We start from the raw sequence: 16,828 nt of genomic DNA, 5'->3' as shown, positions 1-16,828 counted from the left end.
TGATGACGGAGACACAGGCGAAGTCGGGGAACAAGGGGACCTCGGCCAACCCGGTCGACGAGGAGGCCGCCGCGAAGGGCGGCGCACCAGCGACCGGCCGCGCGGCCGTGGGCCGGGCAACCGTCCCCGCCGACGCGCCTGCCCCGAAGTTCACCCGGGCGCCCGGGATGGCGCCGCCGCCGGACTCCCCCGGCGACGATTCGGGGGCGAGCGACAAGACCGAGACATCCGGCATCGACGCGCCCACCTCCGCGGCGGCTCCGGCCGCGGCGGCGGGCAGTGCGGCCCGTCCGGCGACGACCCAGCCGATCAGGACCGGCGGCGGGCAGTCGGCGGCCGGCAGCAGCGCCGTCACAGGCACCCTGCCGCGCATCGGGGGTGGCACCGCCACGAAGCCGCAGCCGGACGGTGCCCGTCCGGCCGGTGTCGGCCGTCCCGCCAGTGGCGGCGGGCTGCCGCCGGGGGTGGCCGGTGCGGCGGCCGTCGGGGCGGCCCGCGTGGGTGACGCGGTGCGCTCGGCGCGTACCTCGGTCAGCTCGGCCGCGTCGCGCGGGCCCCGCCGGGCCCGGCTGAACCTCAAGCGGATCGACCCGTGGTCCGTGATGAAGTTCGCGTTCGCGGTCTCCGTCGTGCTGTTCATCGTGGTGGTCGTGGCCACGTCGGTGCTCTACCTGGCGCTGGACGCGATGGGTGTGTTCCAGAGCGTCAACGACAGCCTGACCGACCTGGTGGCCGCCGGCGGGCAGAGCAGCAGCACCTTCCAGATCACCGCCAAGGGTGTGATCCTGAGTTCCGCCCTGATCGGCCTGGTCAACGTCGTCCTGTTCACCGCGCTGGCGACTCTCGGCGCGTTCGTCTACAACGTCTGCGCCGACCTGGTCGGCGGGATCGAGCTGACGCTCGCCGAGCGGGACTGACCGCGTCCGACGCCGGGGCGGGCCGCGTAAAGCGGTCGCCCCGGCGTCGTGCGTCCGGGTAGTTTCGGGGGGTACGGCGGGGCGCGCGGCGCTCGGCGGCCCCCGATTTGGGGCGCGGCGGGCGGATGCGTTAACCTTGGCCGTCGCCACGCGGGGCTATAGCTCAGTCGGTTAGAGCGCAGAGCTGATAACTCTGAGGTCGCTGGTTCGATTCCAGCTAGCCCCACCGCACATCGTTCCGACGGCTGTCGAGCGCAAGGGGTCGCCCCATGTTCAAGAAGCTTCTGATTCTGGCCGGCGTCGTCGGTGTGGCTGCCCTGGTCGCTCGTAAGGTCAAGGCCTCCAACGACGAGCGGGCCCTGTGGCACGAGGCGACCACCGCGCCCGACCTGCGCTGACCGTCACTTCGACTGCCAGCTCCGGGCGGTTCCGCCCGCCTTCGGGGCCCTAGCTCAACTGGCAGAGCACTGCCTTTGCAAGGCAGGGGTTAGGGGTTCGAGTCCCCTGGGCTCCACTCAAAGTCGTGCAGCGTTGTGGTAGCCGTGACTGCTCACCGGCCCGAGGTTCGCAGGCTTGACCTCAACGCACGTTCAACTGTGATGGTTCGTCACATGAGCGAACAGGCAGACGATCTCCAGCGGGCCGGACAGCAGCTTTCCTCCCTCGTCGACGCGGCTACGGTCGTGGGGTTGGGCACCTCCACCCGCGCGGCGCACGAACTCTTCGGCCTTGTCGAACACACGACCCGCGCCCTGATCCGTCGCGGGTTCCGGGTCGTCGCGGTGCTCGACAACCAGCGGGTCGGCGAGCTGTACGACGAGTTCGTCCGGGGCGCGGACATCGATCTCGACGGGGTGCTCGGCCAGGCGTGGGGCCCGTGGCGGACGACCGAGATGCGCGCGGCGCTCGGCTGGCTGCGCCGGCACAACCAGCGGCGGACGGATCCGGTGCGGGTCATCGCTGTCGGCGGGTCGCGGGTGCTGCCCGCCGACTACCACCGCGCCGTGGAGCTGCTCGCCCGGCTGGACGCGCCGACGGCAAGGCGGGTGGGGGAGCTGTTCGACGTCATCCGTACCGCCCACGACAGTGGCGAACACGTCCAACGTGCACACGGCACCCACCCGGGTACGCCGTTCGTCGACCTCGCCCGAACCGCCCGCGATCTGGTCCTCGCACTCGACGGCGGCCCCGATCGCGACGAGGTGCTGCTGATGCTCGACGCGATCGTGGAACACCACGCCAACGCCATCGGTGTGGGGCACGACGTGGCCCGGGAGGAGCGTTCCGCCGCCGATCGGCTCGTGGCGCATCAGCGTCGGACGGGCGAACGCATCGTCCTCTGGGAGGGCAGCGCGCACGTCGCCGCACACCGAGGGGTGATGCTGGGCGCTCATCTTCGGGCTGCCCTCGCCGACAGGTACGCCGCCGTCCATCTCACGTTCGGCCGGGGGCGGATCCCGGGGATGGACCTGCCCGAGCCCAGCCCGAACTCGCTGGAAGGGGCGCTGCTGGCCGGTGGTGCGGGCGGCGTGCGGATCGTGGACCTGCGTTCGCCGGCTGCCACCGAGGTCGCGCCGCTGCTCGGTCGACCTGCGCGGACCCGGGTGGTCTCCGGCGTGTACGACCCTGGGCAGGACGAGAGGCACTACCTCGACCTGCCCTCGCCCCGCGACAGTTTCGACGTCGTTGCGGTCGTCCCCACGATCAGCGCGGTTCGTCCACTTTCGGCGGCCACGGAGCGCGACGTGCCCGGTCGTCGGAACGAATGACGGTGCTGGTCAGCCGACCGGGGCGCTGACTCCGGCGTCGCGGAGCAGCGCGAGCAGGCCGTGGCCGTCCTCGACCACGGCGTCCGGGGCGAGCGCGGGCAGGGGCTCCTCGCGGTCGGTGCGCGGTGAGCACATCAGCACCGCCGCCCCGGCTCCGGCGCGGCGGGCGCAGGCGACGTCGCGGTGCCGGCTGTCGCCGACGAACCAGCAGTCGGCGACCGGCACGCCGAGCGCCTGGGCGGCGAGCCGGGCCAGCTCAGGGTTCGGCTTACGCACGCCCGCCTCGTCGCTGTAGAGCTGCGCGGTGAACAGTGTGCCGAGGCCGGCGGCGGCCAGGAAGTCGCGTGGGGCGGCACCGCAGGTGGTGTTGCTGACGACCGCGAGCGGGAGGCCGGCGCGGGTGGCGGCGGCGAGGGCGTCGGGGATGCCGGGGCGCACGGCCCACTGCTGGTGCCAGGTCCACGCGTACGCCAGCGGGGTTGCCTCCCGGTCGACGGCGGCCCGGGCCGGGGCCGGCCAGCCGCCGGTGACGAACCTGGCCCACACCTGCTGGTGGCCCAGCTCGACGGGGTGCTCCCCGGCGCTCTCCTCGTCCCGCCACCGCCCGTACGCCTGGGCGCCGGCCGTCAGGTCGCGGGCGATCTGCTCGGCGGGGACCGCGCCGCCGACGAGCCGGAACAGCCGTTGCACCAGCTCGGGCGGGTTCGGTGGCTGCGGTGGCGCGTCCGCGAGGACCCCGCCGAAGTCGAGCAGGAGCGCACGCGGTGTCCGGAGCATGCCCGCATCCTCTCGTACCGGTGGGGAGAGGAGAAGGGGCGAGCCGGTGCGCCCGGGACGGGCAGGTTAGCGTCGGGGGGTGAGCACCGGATCTCCGCGCGTCCTGCCCGTCGAGAGCGGCATCGCCGAGGCTGCCTCGGTCCTGCGGGCCGGGGGGCTGGTGGCGTTCCCCACCGAGACCGTCTACGGGCTGGGCGCGAACGCCCTCGACGCCCGCGCGGCGGCCCGGATCTTCGAGGCGAAGCAGCGGCCGAGCTTCGACCCGCTGATCACCCACCTCGCCGACGCGGCCGACCTGGCCGGGCTGGTGGGGCCCGTGCCCGAGGCGGTGGCGGCGCTGGCCGAGCGGTTCTGGCCGGGGCCGCTGACGCTGATCGTGGACCGTCCCGCCGCCATCCCGCCGATCGTCACCTCGGGGCTGGAGACGATGGCCGTGCGGGTGCCGGACGAGGCGTCCGCGCGGGCGCTGATCGCGGCGGCGGGGGTGCCGGTGGCCGCGCCGAGCGCCAACCGGTTCGGGCAGCTCAGCCCCACCCGGGCCGAGCACGTGGTGGCGGGGCTGGGCGGCGCGGTCGACGTGGTGCTCGACGGCGGGCCGACCCGCTGCGGCATCGAGTCGACCATCGTGGACGCCCGGGGCGGGCGGCCGGTGGTGCTGCGGCTCGGCGCGCTGCCGGTGGAGACCCTGGTCGAGGCGGTGGGTCCGGTGACCGTACGCCCGGGCAGTTCCGGCCAGCCGGTGGCACCCGGGACGCTGGCCGCGCACTACGCCCCGCGTACCCCGTTGCGGGTGGCAGGTGGGGCGGAGCCGGCGGCCGGCGACGGCACCCGGCGGGGCCTCCTGGCCTTCCGGGAACGACCGGCGGGCGGCGACTGGGCCGCGGTCGAGGTGCTGTCGCCCGGGGGTGACCTGACGGTGGCGGCGGCCCGGCTCTTCGACGCGCTGCATCGACTCGACGCGGCCGGGGTCACGGAGATCGTCGCGGAGCGGGTGCCGGACGTCGGGGTGGGGCGGGCGGTCAACGACCGGCTGGGCCGGGCGGCGGCGACCTGGCGGTCGGACGCCTGACGCGGTCGGTCCGCCCCCGGCCCCGGCCCCGGCCCGCCCCCGCCCGGCCCGCCCGCCCCGCCCGCCCCGCCCGCCCGTGCGCGCTGCGGTTCAGGTGTGAGAAGGGGACCCTTCTCTACCGGAGGCGTTAACAAGGGGCCCTTCCTTACTCAGCAGGCGGGTGAGGGTGCCGTTGGCCAGGGTCGCGCCGAGCGCCGAGCCCGCCGCGATGCTCCAGCCGACCGGCCCGAGCGGGGTGCAGCCGAAGAACTGGCTGACCCCCGGCGTCTGCACCACGAGCACCAGCGCCCCGACGGAGGCGGCGGTCGACACGAGCACCGTGGGGCTGGTGCCGCCGGCCAACACGGTCTGCCCGAGCTGGGTGCCGACGAGCGAGGCGAGCGCGACCGTACCGGCCCGCCGTTGTCGCCCCGTGTAACGGGCGAGCGTCCAGCCCACCGTCGCGCCCAGCGTGGTGGACGCCGCCCGCAGCGCTATCTCCCGGGTCAGCGTCTCGCCGAGCGAGCTGTCCGGGCCCTCCCGCAGCAGGTGGTCGGCGTGGCCGTCGGCGGGTGGCCGGACGGCGATGGCCAGCGCCGGTGCCAGGTCGGTGAGCAGGTTGACCAGGAGCAGCTGCCGCCCGTTGAGCGCCGACCGGCCGGTGCTGGCGGCGCTGAGCACGCTGAACGCGATCTCGCCGAGGTTGCCGCCGACGAGGATGCTCAGCGCGTGTCGGACGGACGACCACATGGCCCGACCCTCGACGAGGGTGGCGATGATGGTCTCCAGCCGGTCGTCGGTGACCACCAGGTCGGCGGCGGCGCGGGCGGCGGGGGTGCCCCGCTGGCCGAGGGCGATGCCGACGTCGGCGAGTCGGATCGCCGGGGCGTCGTTGGCCCCGTCGCCGGTCATCGCCACGGTCCGCCCGTTGCGCTGCAACGCCTGGATGATGCGTACCTTGTGGGCCGGGGTGCAGCGGGCCACCACGTCAATGCTGGTCAGCCGTTCGGCGAGCGCGTCGTCGTCGAGGCGGTCCAGCTCGGTGGCGGTGGCCACCCGCTGCTCGCCGTGGTCGGGGCTGATGGTGGCGGCGATCGCCTCGGCCGTCGCCGGATGGTCCCCGGTGATCATGATGGTGTGCACGCCGGCCTGCCGGATCCGGCGCACGGCGGGTGCGGCGGACTCGCGTACCCCGTCGGCGATCGCCAGCAGGCCGACGAAGACGAGGCCCGTCACGTCGTCGTCGGTCACGGTCTCGGCGGTGACGGGACGCTCGGCGACGGCCAGGACGCGGTGCCCTGCGCCGGCCCGCTCGGCGAGCATCCGGTGCAGCTCGGCCCGGCCGGCGTCGTCCAGCGGCCGGTCGTGCCCGTCGGCGGTGCGCCGGGCCGCGCAGCGGGGCACCACCGTCTCCGGGGCGCCCTTGACACTGAGCAGCAGCCCGCCGCCGGCCCGGCCGACGGTGGCGTGGTAGCCCCGCGACGGCTCGAACGGCAGGCCGCCCGCCGCCTGCCAGCCGTCGGCGCCGGTCCGCTCGTCGACCCCGGCCGCCGCCGCGCCCCGGCGTACCGCCCGGTCGGTCTGCTGGGGCAGCTCGTCCGGGTCGCCGGCCGGGGTGGCGCGCAGCGCGGCGGCCAGGGTCCGTCGCAGCGCACCGTCCAGCCCCTCCGGCGCGGCGTACCGGGTGCCGCTGCCGTCGCCGACGCCGGCGAGCAGCAACTTGCCCTCGGTGAGGGTGCCGGTCTTGTCGAAGCACAGCACGTCGACGCGGCCCAGCGCCTCGATGGTGCGCGGGTTGCGGACCAGCGCGCCGTGCTCGGCCAGCCGCCGGGCGGCGGCGAGCTGGGCCGCGCTGACCAGGAACGGCAGGCCCTCCGGCACCGACGCCACCGCCAGGTTCGCGGCGGTCGCCGCCGTCTCCGCCAGGGGTACGCCGCGCAGCAGCCCCGCCCCGGCCACCGCCACCGCCGACCCGGCGGCCAACGGGACGGCCGACCTGGTGAGCTTGCCGAGCCGGGCCTCCACGCCGCTGGCCGGGGGCGACTGCCGGGCCAGCGCCAGGCTGCGTCCCGCCTCGGTGTCCGCGCCGGTGGCGACGACGACGGCGGTGCCGTGGCCGGTGGCGATGGTGGTGCCCTCGTACAGCATGGAGTGGCGGTCGGCGACGGCGGCGGCGACCACCGGGTCGGCGGACTTGCCCACCGGCAGCGACTCGCCGGTCAGCGACGACTCGTCGGCCTCCAACCCGTCGGTGGCGAGCACCCGGCAGTCCGCCGGCACGGCGTCGCCGGGCCCGAGGACGATCACGTCCCCGCTGACCAGTTCCTCGGCGGCGACGGTCCGTTCCGTGCCGCCGCGACGGACCAGGGCGGTGACCGCCGAACGGGACAGCAGCTCGGCCAGCGACCGTTCGGTGTTGCGCTGGTGGACGGCCCCGACCAGCGCGGACCCGCCGACCACCCCGCCGACGAGGGCCGCGTCGACCAGCGAGCCGAAGCTCGCGGAGAGCACCGCACCGGCGGCGAGTACGGGGGTGAGCGGGTTGGCCAGCTCGTCGACGAACGCGCGGAGCAGCCCGGACGGGCCCGGCGTGTCCCCGGTGCGGCCGACCAGGCGGCGTTGCGCCTCGGCGTCGTCGAGCCCGTCGGGGCCGGTGTCGAGCTGGCGCAGCACCGCGTCGGTCGGCATCAGGTGCCACGCCGTCGGGGCCGGCGGCGCGGTGTCCGTCCGGTCCGGCAGCCGGCCCGCCCGCCACACCCCGTGCAGGAAGGCCAGCGCGGCGGCCCCGTTCACGGCGGCCAGCGTCCGGCCCGGCAGCTGCCGGGGGTCGGCGGTGAACGCGCCGAGCGCCCCCAGCCCGGTGCCGGCCAGTGACAGCCGGATGTTCTGCGCGGTCATCCGGCGGGCCACCCCCGCCGCCTCGATGATCAGGGCGGCGACCCGCAGGTCGGTGCCCACCAGCAGGTGCGCCCCCCACGGCGGCAGCTCGTCGGGCCCGGCCACCCCGAGCCCGCAGTCGGACGCCCCCAGCGCCGTCCGGTCGGCGGAGAGCAGCAGCACCACCGCGCCGTCGCGCTGCAACTGACGCACGGTGTCGACGGTCCGTGGGCCGCCGGGAAGGACGGCGTCGGCGAAGGCGTACCGGCCGTCGTCGTCGCCGGCGACCACCAGCCGAAGGCCGGCCTGCCGGGTGGCGGTGGGCAGGGCGTCCACGCCGGGGGCGGGCTCCGGTTCGACCCGGAGCAGCGCGACGAGGCGGTCCGCCTCGGCGAGGCCGAGCAGCGTGCCGCCGCCGGAGCGCAGCCGCCGGCTGTCGTCGGTGTCGCCCGGGTCGGTCGCGCCGATGTCTTCCAGCGGGCCGAGCCGCCACCCGTCGGCCTGCTGCACCTGGCCGGGGGCGGCCGGGTCGAACAGCGCGAAGGCGCGGGCGGCCACCTGCCCGGTGTCCGCCCCGGACAGCGGGGCTAGGTCGGCGAGGACCGCCCGCTGCGAGCCGAGCACGGCGGCGTCCAGCACCACCGTGTCGATCCGGTCGAGTTCCCGCAGCACGCTGCGGTCCATGGCGATCACGCCGCGCCGGGCGAGCATGCGACCGAGTTGGGCGGCGTACCCCTCACGGCCGCTGCCCGGTGCCTTGGACAGGCTGGAGAGCCCGAGCGCGGCGGCCCGCTTGCCCCCGACCACCGGGATCGCCGCCGCGCCGGCCGCCGCGCCCGCCGCCAGCATCCGGGCGACGAAGCGTTCGGCGGGACCGTCCGGCTTCGGGTTCGGGCGTTGCGCCGTCGGGACCCGGGCGACGGCCCGGTCCGGGTCGCCGGTGAGCCGGGGCTCCGCCTTCGACCAGGCCGTGAGCTGGGCGCGGGCCTCGCCCCACTGCACGACGCGCTGCGCGCCGTCCAGCACGATCCCGGCCCAGCCGCCGGTGAGGCCCTGCACGACCGCCTCGGCGAGCGGGAAGAGGATGTCGGCGCGGGGGTCGGCGCGCAGTCCCCGGCCGGCGAGGGCGTGCAGCCTGGGGTGCAGGTCGACGGCGGTGAGCAGGCCGGACACCTCGCCCGGGACCGGGGTGAACGGCAGGATCCGGGTGGCCGCCGAGATGGTCAGGCCGAGCGCGTCCGAGGCGAGCGCACCGAGGGTGCGGGGGGTGCGCGGCCCGTCCTCGGGCGGGTGCGGGGGCGGGATCTCCGGGTCGGGCTCGTGGTCGCAGGTGCGTTCGCAGCGGGCGATCGTGGTGATGAGGTCGCGCAGTTTCGGTTCCGGTTCCTCGACGGCCACGACCACGCGGCCGGAGGCCGCGTTCACCCGGGCCCAGGTCACCCCGGGCAGCCGTTCCAGCGTGCGTTCCACCTGGCGGGCGAGCCGGTCGCCGCCGTCCTGGCCGACGCCGTGCACCTCGATGTGGTGCCGACCCGGCCGGGACCAGACCCGGCGACTGGTCAGGCCGGCCGACCGGGCCAGCCGGGTCGCGGCGACGCCGACGCTGCGGGAGGCGTCGCCCACCAGGTGCGGCACCGTCCGGGACACGTCGCCGACCAGGGGCATCGTCACCGACGGCAGGAGGCGGCCGGCGAGCCGGCCCAGCGAGGTCATCGAGCGGTACGGCCGGAGCGCCGCCGGCCGGCTTTCCCCGTGCCGCCGCAGCTCCCGCCGTACGCCATCTCGCCTCCCACGCTCGGTCCCGGCGGGCTGACTTCCCGCCCGCTCGGGCGTCATGCCCTCTTCGTCCGGGAATTTCTCGGCGGTTGCCGGAGAAGTTCCTCCGTCGCTGGCATGGACGGGGCCGACGGTGGAACGCGGCTCGGGTCATGGCCAGCGCGGACGACACAGGGGAGGCCGGGATGAGCACGATCACGCGACACCTCAGCGGGGCGCACGAGATGGTGCGGACGTACAGCCGCCGGGTGGAGGTGCCGATGCTGGGCGAGGTTGCCGTGCCGCCGCCCGACAAGGTGGCCTACTACGCGGGCCTCGGGGTGCTCGCCGCGCTCCAGGTCATCGAGTGGCCGCTCGCGCTGGTCATCACCGCCGGGCACCTGCTCGCCGACCAGCACCTGTCCGGGCTGGCGAGGGGGGTCGGCGAGGCGCTGGAGTCCGCCTGATCCTCTGCGGCGCGTCGAGCAGGGGTGGATGAGGCCCGATCGCGCGGGGTGAGAGCCCGGTCACGTCCGGCTTGACCTGAATCCGGGTTGAGGTCGCAGGCTGGGCGCATGCTGATCGAACTGCTGAGGATCGAGGTGAGCCGGGAACGCCCGGCCGGCGGGCGGCGGCGGAAGCCCCCGGTTGCGCCACCGGCGTGGGTCTTCCGCACGGCCGGTCGGCGGTGACCGCCGTCGCGCCCCCGGCCGCCCCGGGGCACCTGTTCGCCCCCGCGCTGCGCGCCATGACGGTGGGCGTGGTGGCACTGGTGTCGCTGCTGGCCTTCGAGGCGTTGGCCGTCGGCACCGCCATGCCCACCGTCGCCCGCAGCCTCGACGGGCTGTCCCTCTACGGGCTCGCGTTCGGCGGGGCCTTCGCCTCCGGCGTGGTGGGGATGGTCGTCTCCGGGGTGTGGTGCGACGCGCGGGGCCCCCGGGCACCCGTGTGGCACGGGGTGGGCTGGTTCGTGGCCGGGCTGCTCGTCGCCGGCTCCGCGTCGACGATGGGCGTGCTCGTGGCGGGCCGGATGGTGCAGGGCTTCGGCTCGGGCCTGCTGTCGGTGGCCCTCTACGTGGTGGTGGGGCGGGCGTACCCGGAGGCGCTGCACCGGCGGATCTTCGCCGCGTTCGCGGCCGCGTGGGTCATCCCGTCGCTGGTCGGCCCGGCGATCGCCGGGCTGGTCGTCGAGTACCTCGGCTGGCGGTGGGTCTTCCTGGCGGTGCCGGCGGTGGCGGTGCCGGCGCTGCTGCTCGTCCAGCCGGGCCTGCGCAGCCTCGCGCCGTCCGCCGCCGTCCGGCCGTCGACCGGCGCGGCGGCCCGGGTCGGCTGGGCCTTCGGGGCGGGGGCGAGCGCCGCACTGCTGCACTACGGGGGGCAGCAGCGCGGCGTGCTCGCGGTCGGCCTGGTCGGTGCCGCGCTCGCGGGCCTGTTCTGCTGCGCCCCGCGGCTGCTGCCGGCCGGCTTCCTGCGGGCCGGCCGGGGCCTGCCCACGGTGGTGGGGCTGCGGGGGCTGGCCTCGGCCGCGTTCGCCGGTGCCGAGGTGGTGATCCCGCTGATGCTGTCCCGGGAGCGCGGGCTCACGCCGACCGGCGCGGGCCTGGTCCTGACCGTCGGCGCGCTCTCCTGGTCGGCCGGGTCCTGGTTGCAGGGCCGGCTGCCCGCGCCCGGCGCCGCAGTGCCGGGCACCGCGCCGGCGACCCGGCGCGGTTTCCTGGCCGGGCTGCGGGACCGGCTTGCGCCCCGGTCCTCCGCCACGCTGGTCCGCGCCGGGCTCGCCTGCATCACCGGCGGGACCGCCACGGTGGCGCTCGCGGTGTGGCCGGCGGTGCCGCTGCCGGTGTGCGTGCTCGGCTGGGCCGCCGCCGGGCTCGGGATGGGGCTGCTCTACCCGTCGCTGTCGGTGCTCACCCTGGAGCTGTCCGCCCCCGGCGAGCAGGGCCGCAACAGCTCCTCCCTGCAACTGGGCGACTCGCTCTTCGCGGCGACCGTGCTGGCGTTGACCGGCGCGGTGCTCGCGGCGGGCACCACCCCCGGCCGGTCGAGCTACGCGGTGACCCTGGTCCTGGCGGCCGCCCTGGCCGGGCTGGGCGTCCTGCTCGCCGGCCGGGTGGTGCCGGCGGGACGGGCGGCGTTGGCCCCGCGCTCCCCGCAGTGAGATCGCCGGCCGGCCCGGCGGTCCGGCCTGGTGGCCCGGCCGAGCGTTGCGGCCCGGCGCCCGACCCGGTGGCCCGGACCAGCGCTTCGGCCTGGCGTCGCGGCGCGGGTCCGGTCACGAGCCGGCGGGCCGGCTCGTCGGGTCGGTGGACGACCCCACCCGGGGGCGTCGGGAGGGAGATGGACATGAAGGTGCTGGTCACCGGGGCCACGGGCGGTCTCGGGCGGGTCGTGCTGCCCCGGCTGCATGCCGACGGGTTCGCCGTGCGGGCGGCGAGCCGGCGGCCCCGCACCGGAGCGGAGGTCGAGTGGACGGTGGTGGACCTCGCCACCGGGGCGGGCCTCGCCGAGGCGGTGACCGGCGTGGAGGCCGTCCTGCACCTGGCCTCACTGCCTGGGGGCGGGCGGCGTACCCACCAGGTGGACGTCCTCGGCACCCGCCAGCTGGCCGTCGCCGCCGGGCGGGCCGGGGTCGGCCACCTGGTGCACGTCTCCATCGTCGGGGTGGACCGGGTGCCGTTCCCCTACTACCGGCACAAGCTGGCGGCCGAGCGGGTGATCGCCGAGGGCCCGGTGCCCTGGTCGGTGCTGCGGGCCACCCAGTTCCACCCGTTCCTCGACCGCCTGCTCACCATGTCCGGTCGACTCGGCCCCGTGATCGGGGACCGGGCGCTGCTCGTCCAGCCGGTAGACCCCGGCGAGGTGGCGGCCCGGCTCTCCGCGCGGCTTTCCGCCGGGCCGCTGGGCGACATCGAGGAGTACGGCGGCCCGCAGGTGCTCCGCTTCGACGAGGCGGCGTACGCCTGGCGTGCCGCCCGGCGCTCCCGCCGCCCGCTGCTGCCGGTGCGCCTGCCGGGGCGGCTCGGGCGGGCCCTGCGCGCGGGCGGCCTCACCACCGCCGCGACTGTGACGGGCACCCGAACCTGGGCGGACCACCTCGCCGCCACGTACGGGGGAACCGACCGTAGATGAGAAGTCCCCCCGTTCGACGTCTGCCTACCGTGACGCCATGTTGGTCCTCGTCTCCACCGTGATCCTCTACGTCGCCGGCTTCGTCTTCCTCTACGGGGTGATCCGGCTCGCCGTACGGCACGCCCTCGAAGACCTGGAGGCCCGCCGGCCCGGCCTGCTGCGCTCCCAGGAGGTCGCCGCCGCGCAGGACCGGACGTTCGTCCGGGAGAACCCGTTCGTCGCGAACGGCTGACCCGGCACCGGTCCCCACGGGACGGGGCCGGACGACTCCCCCGGCGGGGCGGGGGACGCACCTCGGGGCCGGCCCGGGCACGGGGCTGGGCCGGCCCCGAGGTGGTAACACCGGCGACGTCGGTCCGGCCTCGCCTGGGCGTGGGCCCGGCCACCTGCGGTGGGCGTCCCGCGAGCGGGCGGCGTCCGGGGGTGCGAGGATCGCAGCCGTGATGGGAACGCTGAAGACCGAGCCCGCCCGGAGCCGACCGGACCTGCTGGCACCCCCGGTGGCCGCCGCGCTCGGGCAGTGGCCCGTCGACGCGCCGGTGGACGTCGACCAGGTGCTGGTCGCCCCGATCGACGCGAGCCTCGCGGACACCGCCGAGTTCTGCGCCGCGTACGGGGTGGGACTGGAGGTGTCGGCGAACTGCGTGGTGATCGCCGGGAAGCGCGGGAGCGAGATCCGGTACGCCGCCTGCGTCGTCCTCGCCACCACCCGGGCCGACGTCAACGGGGTGGCCCGCAGGGCGCTGGACGTACGCAAGGCGAGCTTCGCCCCGATGGTCGAGGCGGTGGAGCTGACGGGCATGGAGTACGGCGGGATCACCCCGATCGGGCTGCCCGGGGACTGGCCGATCCTGGTTGACGCGCGGGTGGTCGCCGCTCCGTACGTGATCGTCGGCTCCGGCGTGCGGCACAGCAAGATCGCCCTGCCGGGACCGACGCTCGGCGCGCTCCCCGGTGCGCGGGTGGTGGAAGGGCTGGCCAGGCCCGCCCAGCCCACGGCGTAGATCGATGTCGTTTCACGTGGAACGTGATCGACGCTGATCGTTGGCTGTCCGGATCGTGGCCCTGACGCGTCAGGCTTCGCGCTGCTCGACCTCGCGCAGGGCGGCGAGCAGGGTCTCCGGCTCCTGGGCGCCGGTGACGACGTACTTCCCGGCCAGCACGAAGGTCGGCACGCTGGAGACACCGAGCTCGCGCGCGGTGGTCAGGTCGGCAGCCACCTCGCGGCGGCCGAGGTTCGACTCCAGGTAGTCCCGGGCCTCGACCTCGTCCAGGCCGACCCCGGCGGCCAGCTTGACCAGGACGTCCCGCGCGCCGATGTCGACCCCGTCGGCGAAGTGCGCCCGGTAGAGCGCCTCGACCAGCTCGGCGGAGCGGCCCCGCTCGGCGGCGAACCGGATCAGCCGGTGCGCCTCGAAGGTGTTGGCGTGCACCGCGCGGTCGAAGCGCATGTCGAGCCCCACGCCGGCGGCGACCCGGGTCACCTGGGCGAACATGCCCTCCGCCCGCTCCCGGCCGCCGAACTTCGCGGCCAGCGCCTCCACCAGCGGCTTCGGCTCGGAAACCGGCGACGGGTCGAGCTGGAACGGCCGGTACCGGACGGTCACCTCACCGCCGTACGACTCCAGTGCCTGTTCGAGCCGGCGCTTGCCGATCCAGCACCAGGGGCAGACGACGTCGGCGTAGATCTCGATCTCCATGACCAGCGACAACCCGTCGATCAGGAGATCTGTTCCCGGACCTGGCGCTTGAGCCGGGCCAGGATGGCCGTGCCGCCCCGGACCCGCAGCGGGCTGATCGCCTGCGCCAACCCCATCCGCTGGTAGAGGTCGTCCGGTACGGCGAGCACCTCGTCGGCGCTCGCCCCGGACAACCCCTCGGCGAGGATGCCGGCGAAGGCGCGCGTCGTCGGCGCCTCCGGCGGGCAATCGAACCAGGTGGTCACCGTCCGGTCCGGGTTCACCTCGGCGCGCAGGAAGAACGCGGTCTGGCACTCGGGGACCTGCTCCATGCCCTCCCGGCCGGCGAGTTCCCCGGGCAGCGGCGGGATGACGTCGGCGTATTCCAGCAGCATCTCCAGCACCACGTCGCGGGGGGCTGCCGCGAACTCGTCGACGATCTCGGCCAGCTTGGTCGGCATCTCGGGCATCCGTTCAGGCTACCGACGGGTCGACGCGGTCAACCGCACGGTTAAGAAGGGGCCCCTGCTCTACCGGAGGCGTTAACAGGGGGCCCCTCCTTTCACACGGTCGGGGCCTGCTCGCTGATGTCGCTCAGCGCCGAATTGGGGTCGAGCTGCATGGCCAGGTCGCCGAGGGAGACGATGCCGACGAGCTTGCGTTCGCCGTCGCACACGAGGATGCGCCGGATGCCGCGTTCCCGCATCAGCGACGCCGCCTCCCCGGCGGTCGCGTGCTGCTCGATCATCACCACCTCGCGGGTGATGACCGAACCGATCGTGGTGGTCGCCGGATCGCTGCGCTCGGCCACCGCCCGGACCACGATGTCGCGGTCGGTCAGCATGCCGGCGAGGCTCGCGCCGTCGGTGACCACCACGTCGCCGATGTCCGCCTCCTTCATCACCCTGGCCGCCTCGTCCAGGGTGGTCTCCGCGGGCAGGTAGACCACCTGCCTCGTCATCACGTCGCTGACCCGGTAACCGGTCATGGGAGCCTCCGAATACACACCTGTGCCGATCGGTAACCGGTACCCAGTGCGCCGCCCGCTACACCAGATCGCCCCGGGCACGCAGCGCCTCGTCGCGCAGCCGGTCCACCAGCCCCGCCAGCGGCAGCTCGGTCCGCTCGCCGGTGGCGCGATCGCGCAGCTCGACGTACCCGTCGGCGAGACGGCGACCGACCACGACGGCGCGCGGGACACCGATCAGCTCGGCGTCGGTGAACTTCACCCCGGCGGAGACGTGCGTGCGGTCGTCGACCAGCACCCGCAGGCCGGCGGCGGCGAGGCGTCCGCCCAGCTCCAGCGCCGCGTCGAGCTGCGGCCCCTTCCCGGCCGCCACCAGGTGTACGTCGCACGGCGCGACCGCCGCCGGCCACACCAGGCCCCGGTCGTCGTGGTGCTGCTCGGCGATCGAGGCGACCGCCCGGGACACCCCGATGCCGTAGCAGCCCATGGTGGGGCGGACCGGCTTGCCGGCCGGGCCGAGCACGTCGACGGCGAACGCGTCGGTGTAGCGCCGGCCGAGCTGGAAGATGTGCCCGACCTCGATCCCGCGCCGCATCGTCAGCGCGCCGGAGGCGCACGCCGGGCACGGGTCGCCCGGCCGCACCTCGGCCGCCTCGACGGTGCCGTCCGGGGTGAAGTCCCGGCCGCAGACCACGTCGGTGGCGTGCCGGCCCGGCTCGTTGGCCCCGGTCAGCCAGGCCGTCCCGGGGACCACCCGGGGGGCGACGAGGTAGCGGACGCCCAGCCCGGCCAGCCGCTGCGGCCCGATGTACCCGCGTACCAGCTCCGGGTGGGCGGCCCAGTCGTCGAAGACCGCCACGGTGGCCGGGGCGAGCGCCGCCCCGAGCCGCTTCAGGTCCACCTCGCGGTCCCCGGGCAGCCCCACCACCAGCAGCTCGGCCTCGGCCGCGCCCGGCCGGCGTACGGTCAGCACGACGTTCTTCAGGGTGTCGGCGGCCGTCCAGTCGGCGCGGCCGGCGAGCCGGCGGGTGTTCGCCAGGTCCACCAGCGCGGCGATGGTCGGCGTCTCCGGGGTGTCGTGCACGGCCGACGCCGGCTGCGCGTCGGGGTCGCCGGCCGCCGGGGGCCGGGTGACGACCGCCTCGGTGTTGGCGGCGTAGTCGCAGGCGGTGCAGCCGACGAAGGTGTCCTCGCCGACGTTTGTGGCGGCCAGGAACTCCTCCGACGCCGACCCGCCCATCGCCCCGGACGTCGCGCGGACCACGGTGAAGTCCAGCCCGAGCCGGGTGAAGACGTGTCGGTACGCCTCGCGGTGCCGGTCGTAGGCGGCCTGGAGCCCGGCGTCGTCCAGGTCGAACGAGTACGCGTCCTTCATCAGGAACTCGCGCCCGCGCAGCAGCCCGGCGCGGGGGCGGGCCTCGTCGCGGAACTTCGTCTGCACCTGGAACAGCGTCACCGGGAAGTCCCGGTAGGACGTGAACAGGTCCTTCACCAGCAGCGCGGCCAGCTCCTCGTGGGTCGGGGCGAGCAGGTGCTCGGCGCCCCGGCGGTCGGCGAGGGTGAAGATGTCGTTGCCGTACTCGGCCCACCGGCCGCTGGTGCGGTAGGGCTCGGCCGGCAGCAGCGCCGGGAAGTGCACCTCCTGGTCGCCGATGGCGGTCATCTCGCCCCGGACGATCTCGGTCACCCGGTCCAGCACCAGCTTGCCCAGCGGCAGCCAGGTGTAGCCGCCCGGGGCGGCGCGACGGACGTAGCCGGCGCGCAGCAGGAGCCGGTGGCTCGGCACCTCCGCGTCCGCCGGGTCCTCACGCAGGGTCCGCAGCAGCAGGGTCGACATGCGCAACAACATCAGCGCAGCGTACGGCCGCGGTGACCGGCCGGACGACGCGGTTTACCGGCGCGGCCGACCG

15 protein-coding genes and 2 tRNA genes are annotated in these 16,828 nt (G+C 75.6%); 11 read left to right on the top strand and 6 right to left on the bottom strand.

The features are described from left to right. Positions 1-2: 2 nt before the first annotated feature. The 5 genes from ACVMYR_RS04230 to ACVMYR_RS04210 all read left to right on the top strand — a co-directional run bounded on the left by ACVMYR_RS04230 (position 3) and on the right by ACVMYR_RS04210 (position 2,686). Complete coding sequence (locus ACVMYR_RS04230) at positions 3-917, top strand: DUF3566 domain-containing protein (RefSeq protein ID WP_091276030.1); 915 nt, start codon at positions 3-5, stop codon at positions 915-917. Positions 918-1,069: 152 nt separating this feature from the next. Then, positions 1,070-1,143, top strand: a tRNA-Ile gene (locus ACVMYR_RS04225). Between the two features lie 43 nt (positions 1,144-1,186). Then, the gene (locus ACVMYR_RS04220) at positions 1,187-1,315 is read left to right on the top strand and encodes a DLW-39 family protein (RefSeq protein ID WP_218107428.1); all 129 of its coding nucleotides are present in this window, start codon (positions 1,187-1,189) and stop codon (positions 1,313-1,315) included. A gap of 43 nt (positions 1,316-1,358) precedes the next feature. Continuing rightward, positions 1,359-1,431, top strand: a tRNA-Ala gene (locus ACVMYR_RS04215). Positions 1,432-1,528: 97 nt separating this feature from the next. Next, a complete protein-coding gene (locus ACVMYR_RS04210) occupies positions 1,529-2,686 on the top strand; it encodes an erythromycin esterase family protein (RefSeq protein ID WP_396789216.1) in 1,158 nt (385 codons plus the stop codon). 9 nt (positions 2,687-2,695) lie between these two features. On the opposite strand, the gene ACVMYR_RS04205 is transcribed toward ACVMYR_RS04210, so the two are convergent. After that, the gene (locus ACVMYR_RS04205) at positions 2,696-3,463 is read right to left on the bottom strand and encodes an HAD-IA family hydrolase (protein WP_457121137.1); all 768 of its coding nucleotides are present in this window, start codon (positions 3,461-3,463) and stop codon (positions 2,696-2,698) included. 103 nt (positions 3,464-3,566) lie between these two features. On the opposite strand from ACVMYR_RS04205, the gene ACVMYR_RS04200 reads away from it, so the two are divergent. Then, entirely contained in the window at positions 3,567-4,532 is a 966-nt protein-coding gene (locus ACVMYR_RS04200; protein WP_229405847.1) for an L-threonylcarbamoyladenylate synthase, read from the top strand. Between the two features lie 90 nt (positions 4,533-4,622). Here ACVMYR_RS04200 and ACVMYR_RS04195 read toward each other — a convergent pair whose 3' ends face one another. Beyond that, positions 4,623-9,101: an HAD-IC family P-type ATPase gene (locus tag ACVMYR_RS04195; protein ID WP_457121136.1), complete on the bottom strand. Its 4,479-nt coding sequence runs from the start codon at positions 9,099-9,101 to the stop codon at positions 4,623-4,625. 248 nt (positions 9,102-9,349) lie between these two features. Here ACVMYR_RS04195 and ACVMYR_RS04190 point away from each other — a divergent pair, with 248 nt between their 5' ends. From ACVMYR_RS04190 to ACVMYR_RS04170, 5 genes are all read left to right on the top strand, one after another. Further along, positions 9,350-9,610 carry a hypothetical protein gene (locus ACVMYR_RS04190; protein WP_176734101.1) on the top strand — a complete coding sequence of 87 codons (261 nt, stop codon included), beginning with the start codon at positions 9,350-9,352 and terminating at the stop codon, positions 9,608-9,610. Positions 9,611-9,891: 281 nt separating this feature from the next. After that, a complete protein-coding gene (locus tag ACVMYR_RS04185) occupies positions 9,892-11,301 on the top strand; it encodes an MFS transporter (protein WP_396789344.1) in 1,410 nt (469 codons plus the stop codon). Between the two features lie 185 nt (positions 11,302-11,486). Next, positions 11,487-12,272 carry an SDR family oxidoreductase gene (locus ACVMYR_RS04180; protein WP_457121135.1) on the top strand — a complete coding sequence of 262 codons (786 nt, stop codon included), beginning with the start codon at positions 11,487-11,489 and terminating at the stop codon, positions 12,270-12,272. Positions 12,273-12,309: 37 nt separating this feature from the next. Next, the gene (locus ACVMYR_RS04175) at positions 12,310-12,504 is read left to right on the top strand and encodes a hypothetical protein (protein WP_074475710.1); all 195 of its coding nucleotides are present in this window, start codon (positions 12,310-12,312) and stop codon (positions 12,502-12,504) included. 211 nt (positions 12,505-12,715) lie between these two features. Further along, positions 12,716-13,276, top strand: a complete 561-nt coding sequence (locus ACVMYR_RS04170; protein ID WP_457121134.1) for a YbaK/EbsC family protein — start codon at positions 12,716-12,718, stop codon at positions 13,274-13,276. Between the two features lie 69 nt (positions 13,277-13,345). Here the strand turns inward: ACVMYR_RS04170 and ACVMYR_RS04165 are convergent, their stop codons facing one another. The 4 genes from ACVMYR_RS04165 to ACVMYR_RS04150 form a co-directional block, all read right to left on the bottom strand. After that, on the bottom strand, positions 13,346-13,972 hold the full coding sequence (locus ACVMYR_RS04165) for a DsbA family protein (protein ID WP_396789220.1): 627 nt from the start codon (positions 13,970-13,972) through the stop codon (positions 13,346-13,348). Positions 13,973-13,992: 20 nt separating this feature from the next. After that, positions 13,993-14,421 (bottom strand): SufE family protein, encoded by a 429-nt coding sequence (locus ACVMYR_RS04160; RefSeq protein WP_077935383.1) that lies wholly within the window; start codon positions 14,419-14,421, stop codon positions 13,993-13,995. Between the two features lie 92 nt (positions 14,422-14,513). Beyond that, a complete protein-coding gene (locus ACVMYR_RS04155) occupies positions 14,514-14,939 on the bottom strand; it encodes a CBS domain-containing protein (protein WP_043961031.1) in 426 nt (141 codons plus the stop codon). A gap of 58 nt (positions 14,940-14,997) precedes the next feature. Then, a complete protein-coding gene (locus ACVMYR_RS04150) occupies positions 14,998-16,767 on the bottom strand; it encodes a proline--tRNA ligase (protein WP_457121133.1) in 1,770 nt (589 codons plus the stop codon). Between the last annotated feature and the right edge of the window lie 61 nt (positions 16,768-16,828).

Source organism: Micromonospora sp. PTRAS2, assembly GCF_054052245.1.
The sequence above is the reverse complement of the archived record's forward strand: the minus strand, read 5'-3'. Positions and strand labels throughout refer to the sequence as shown.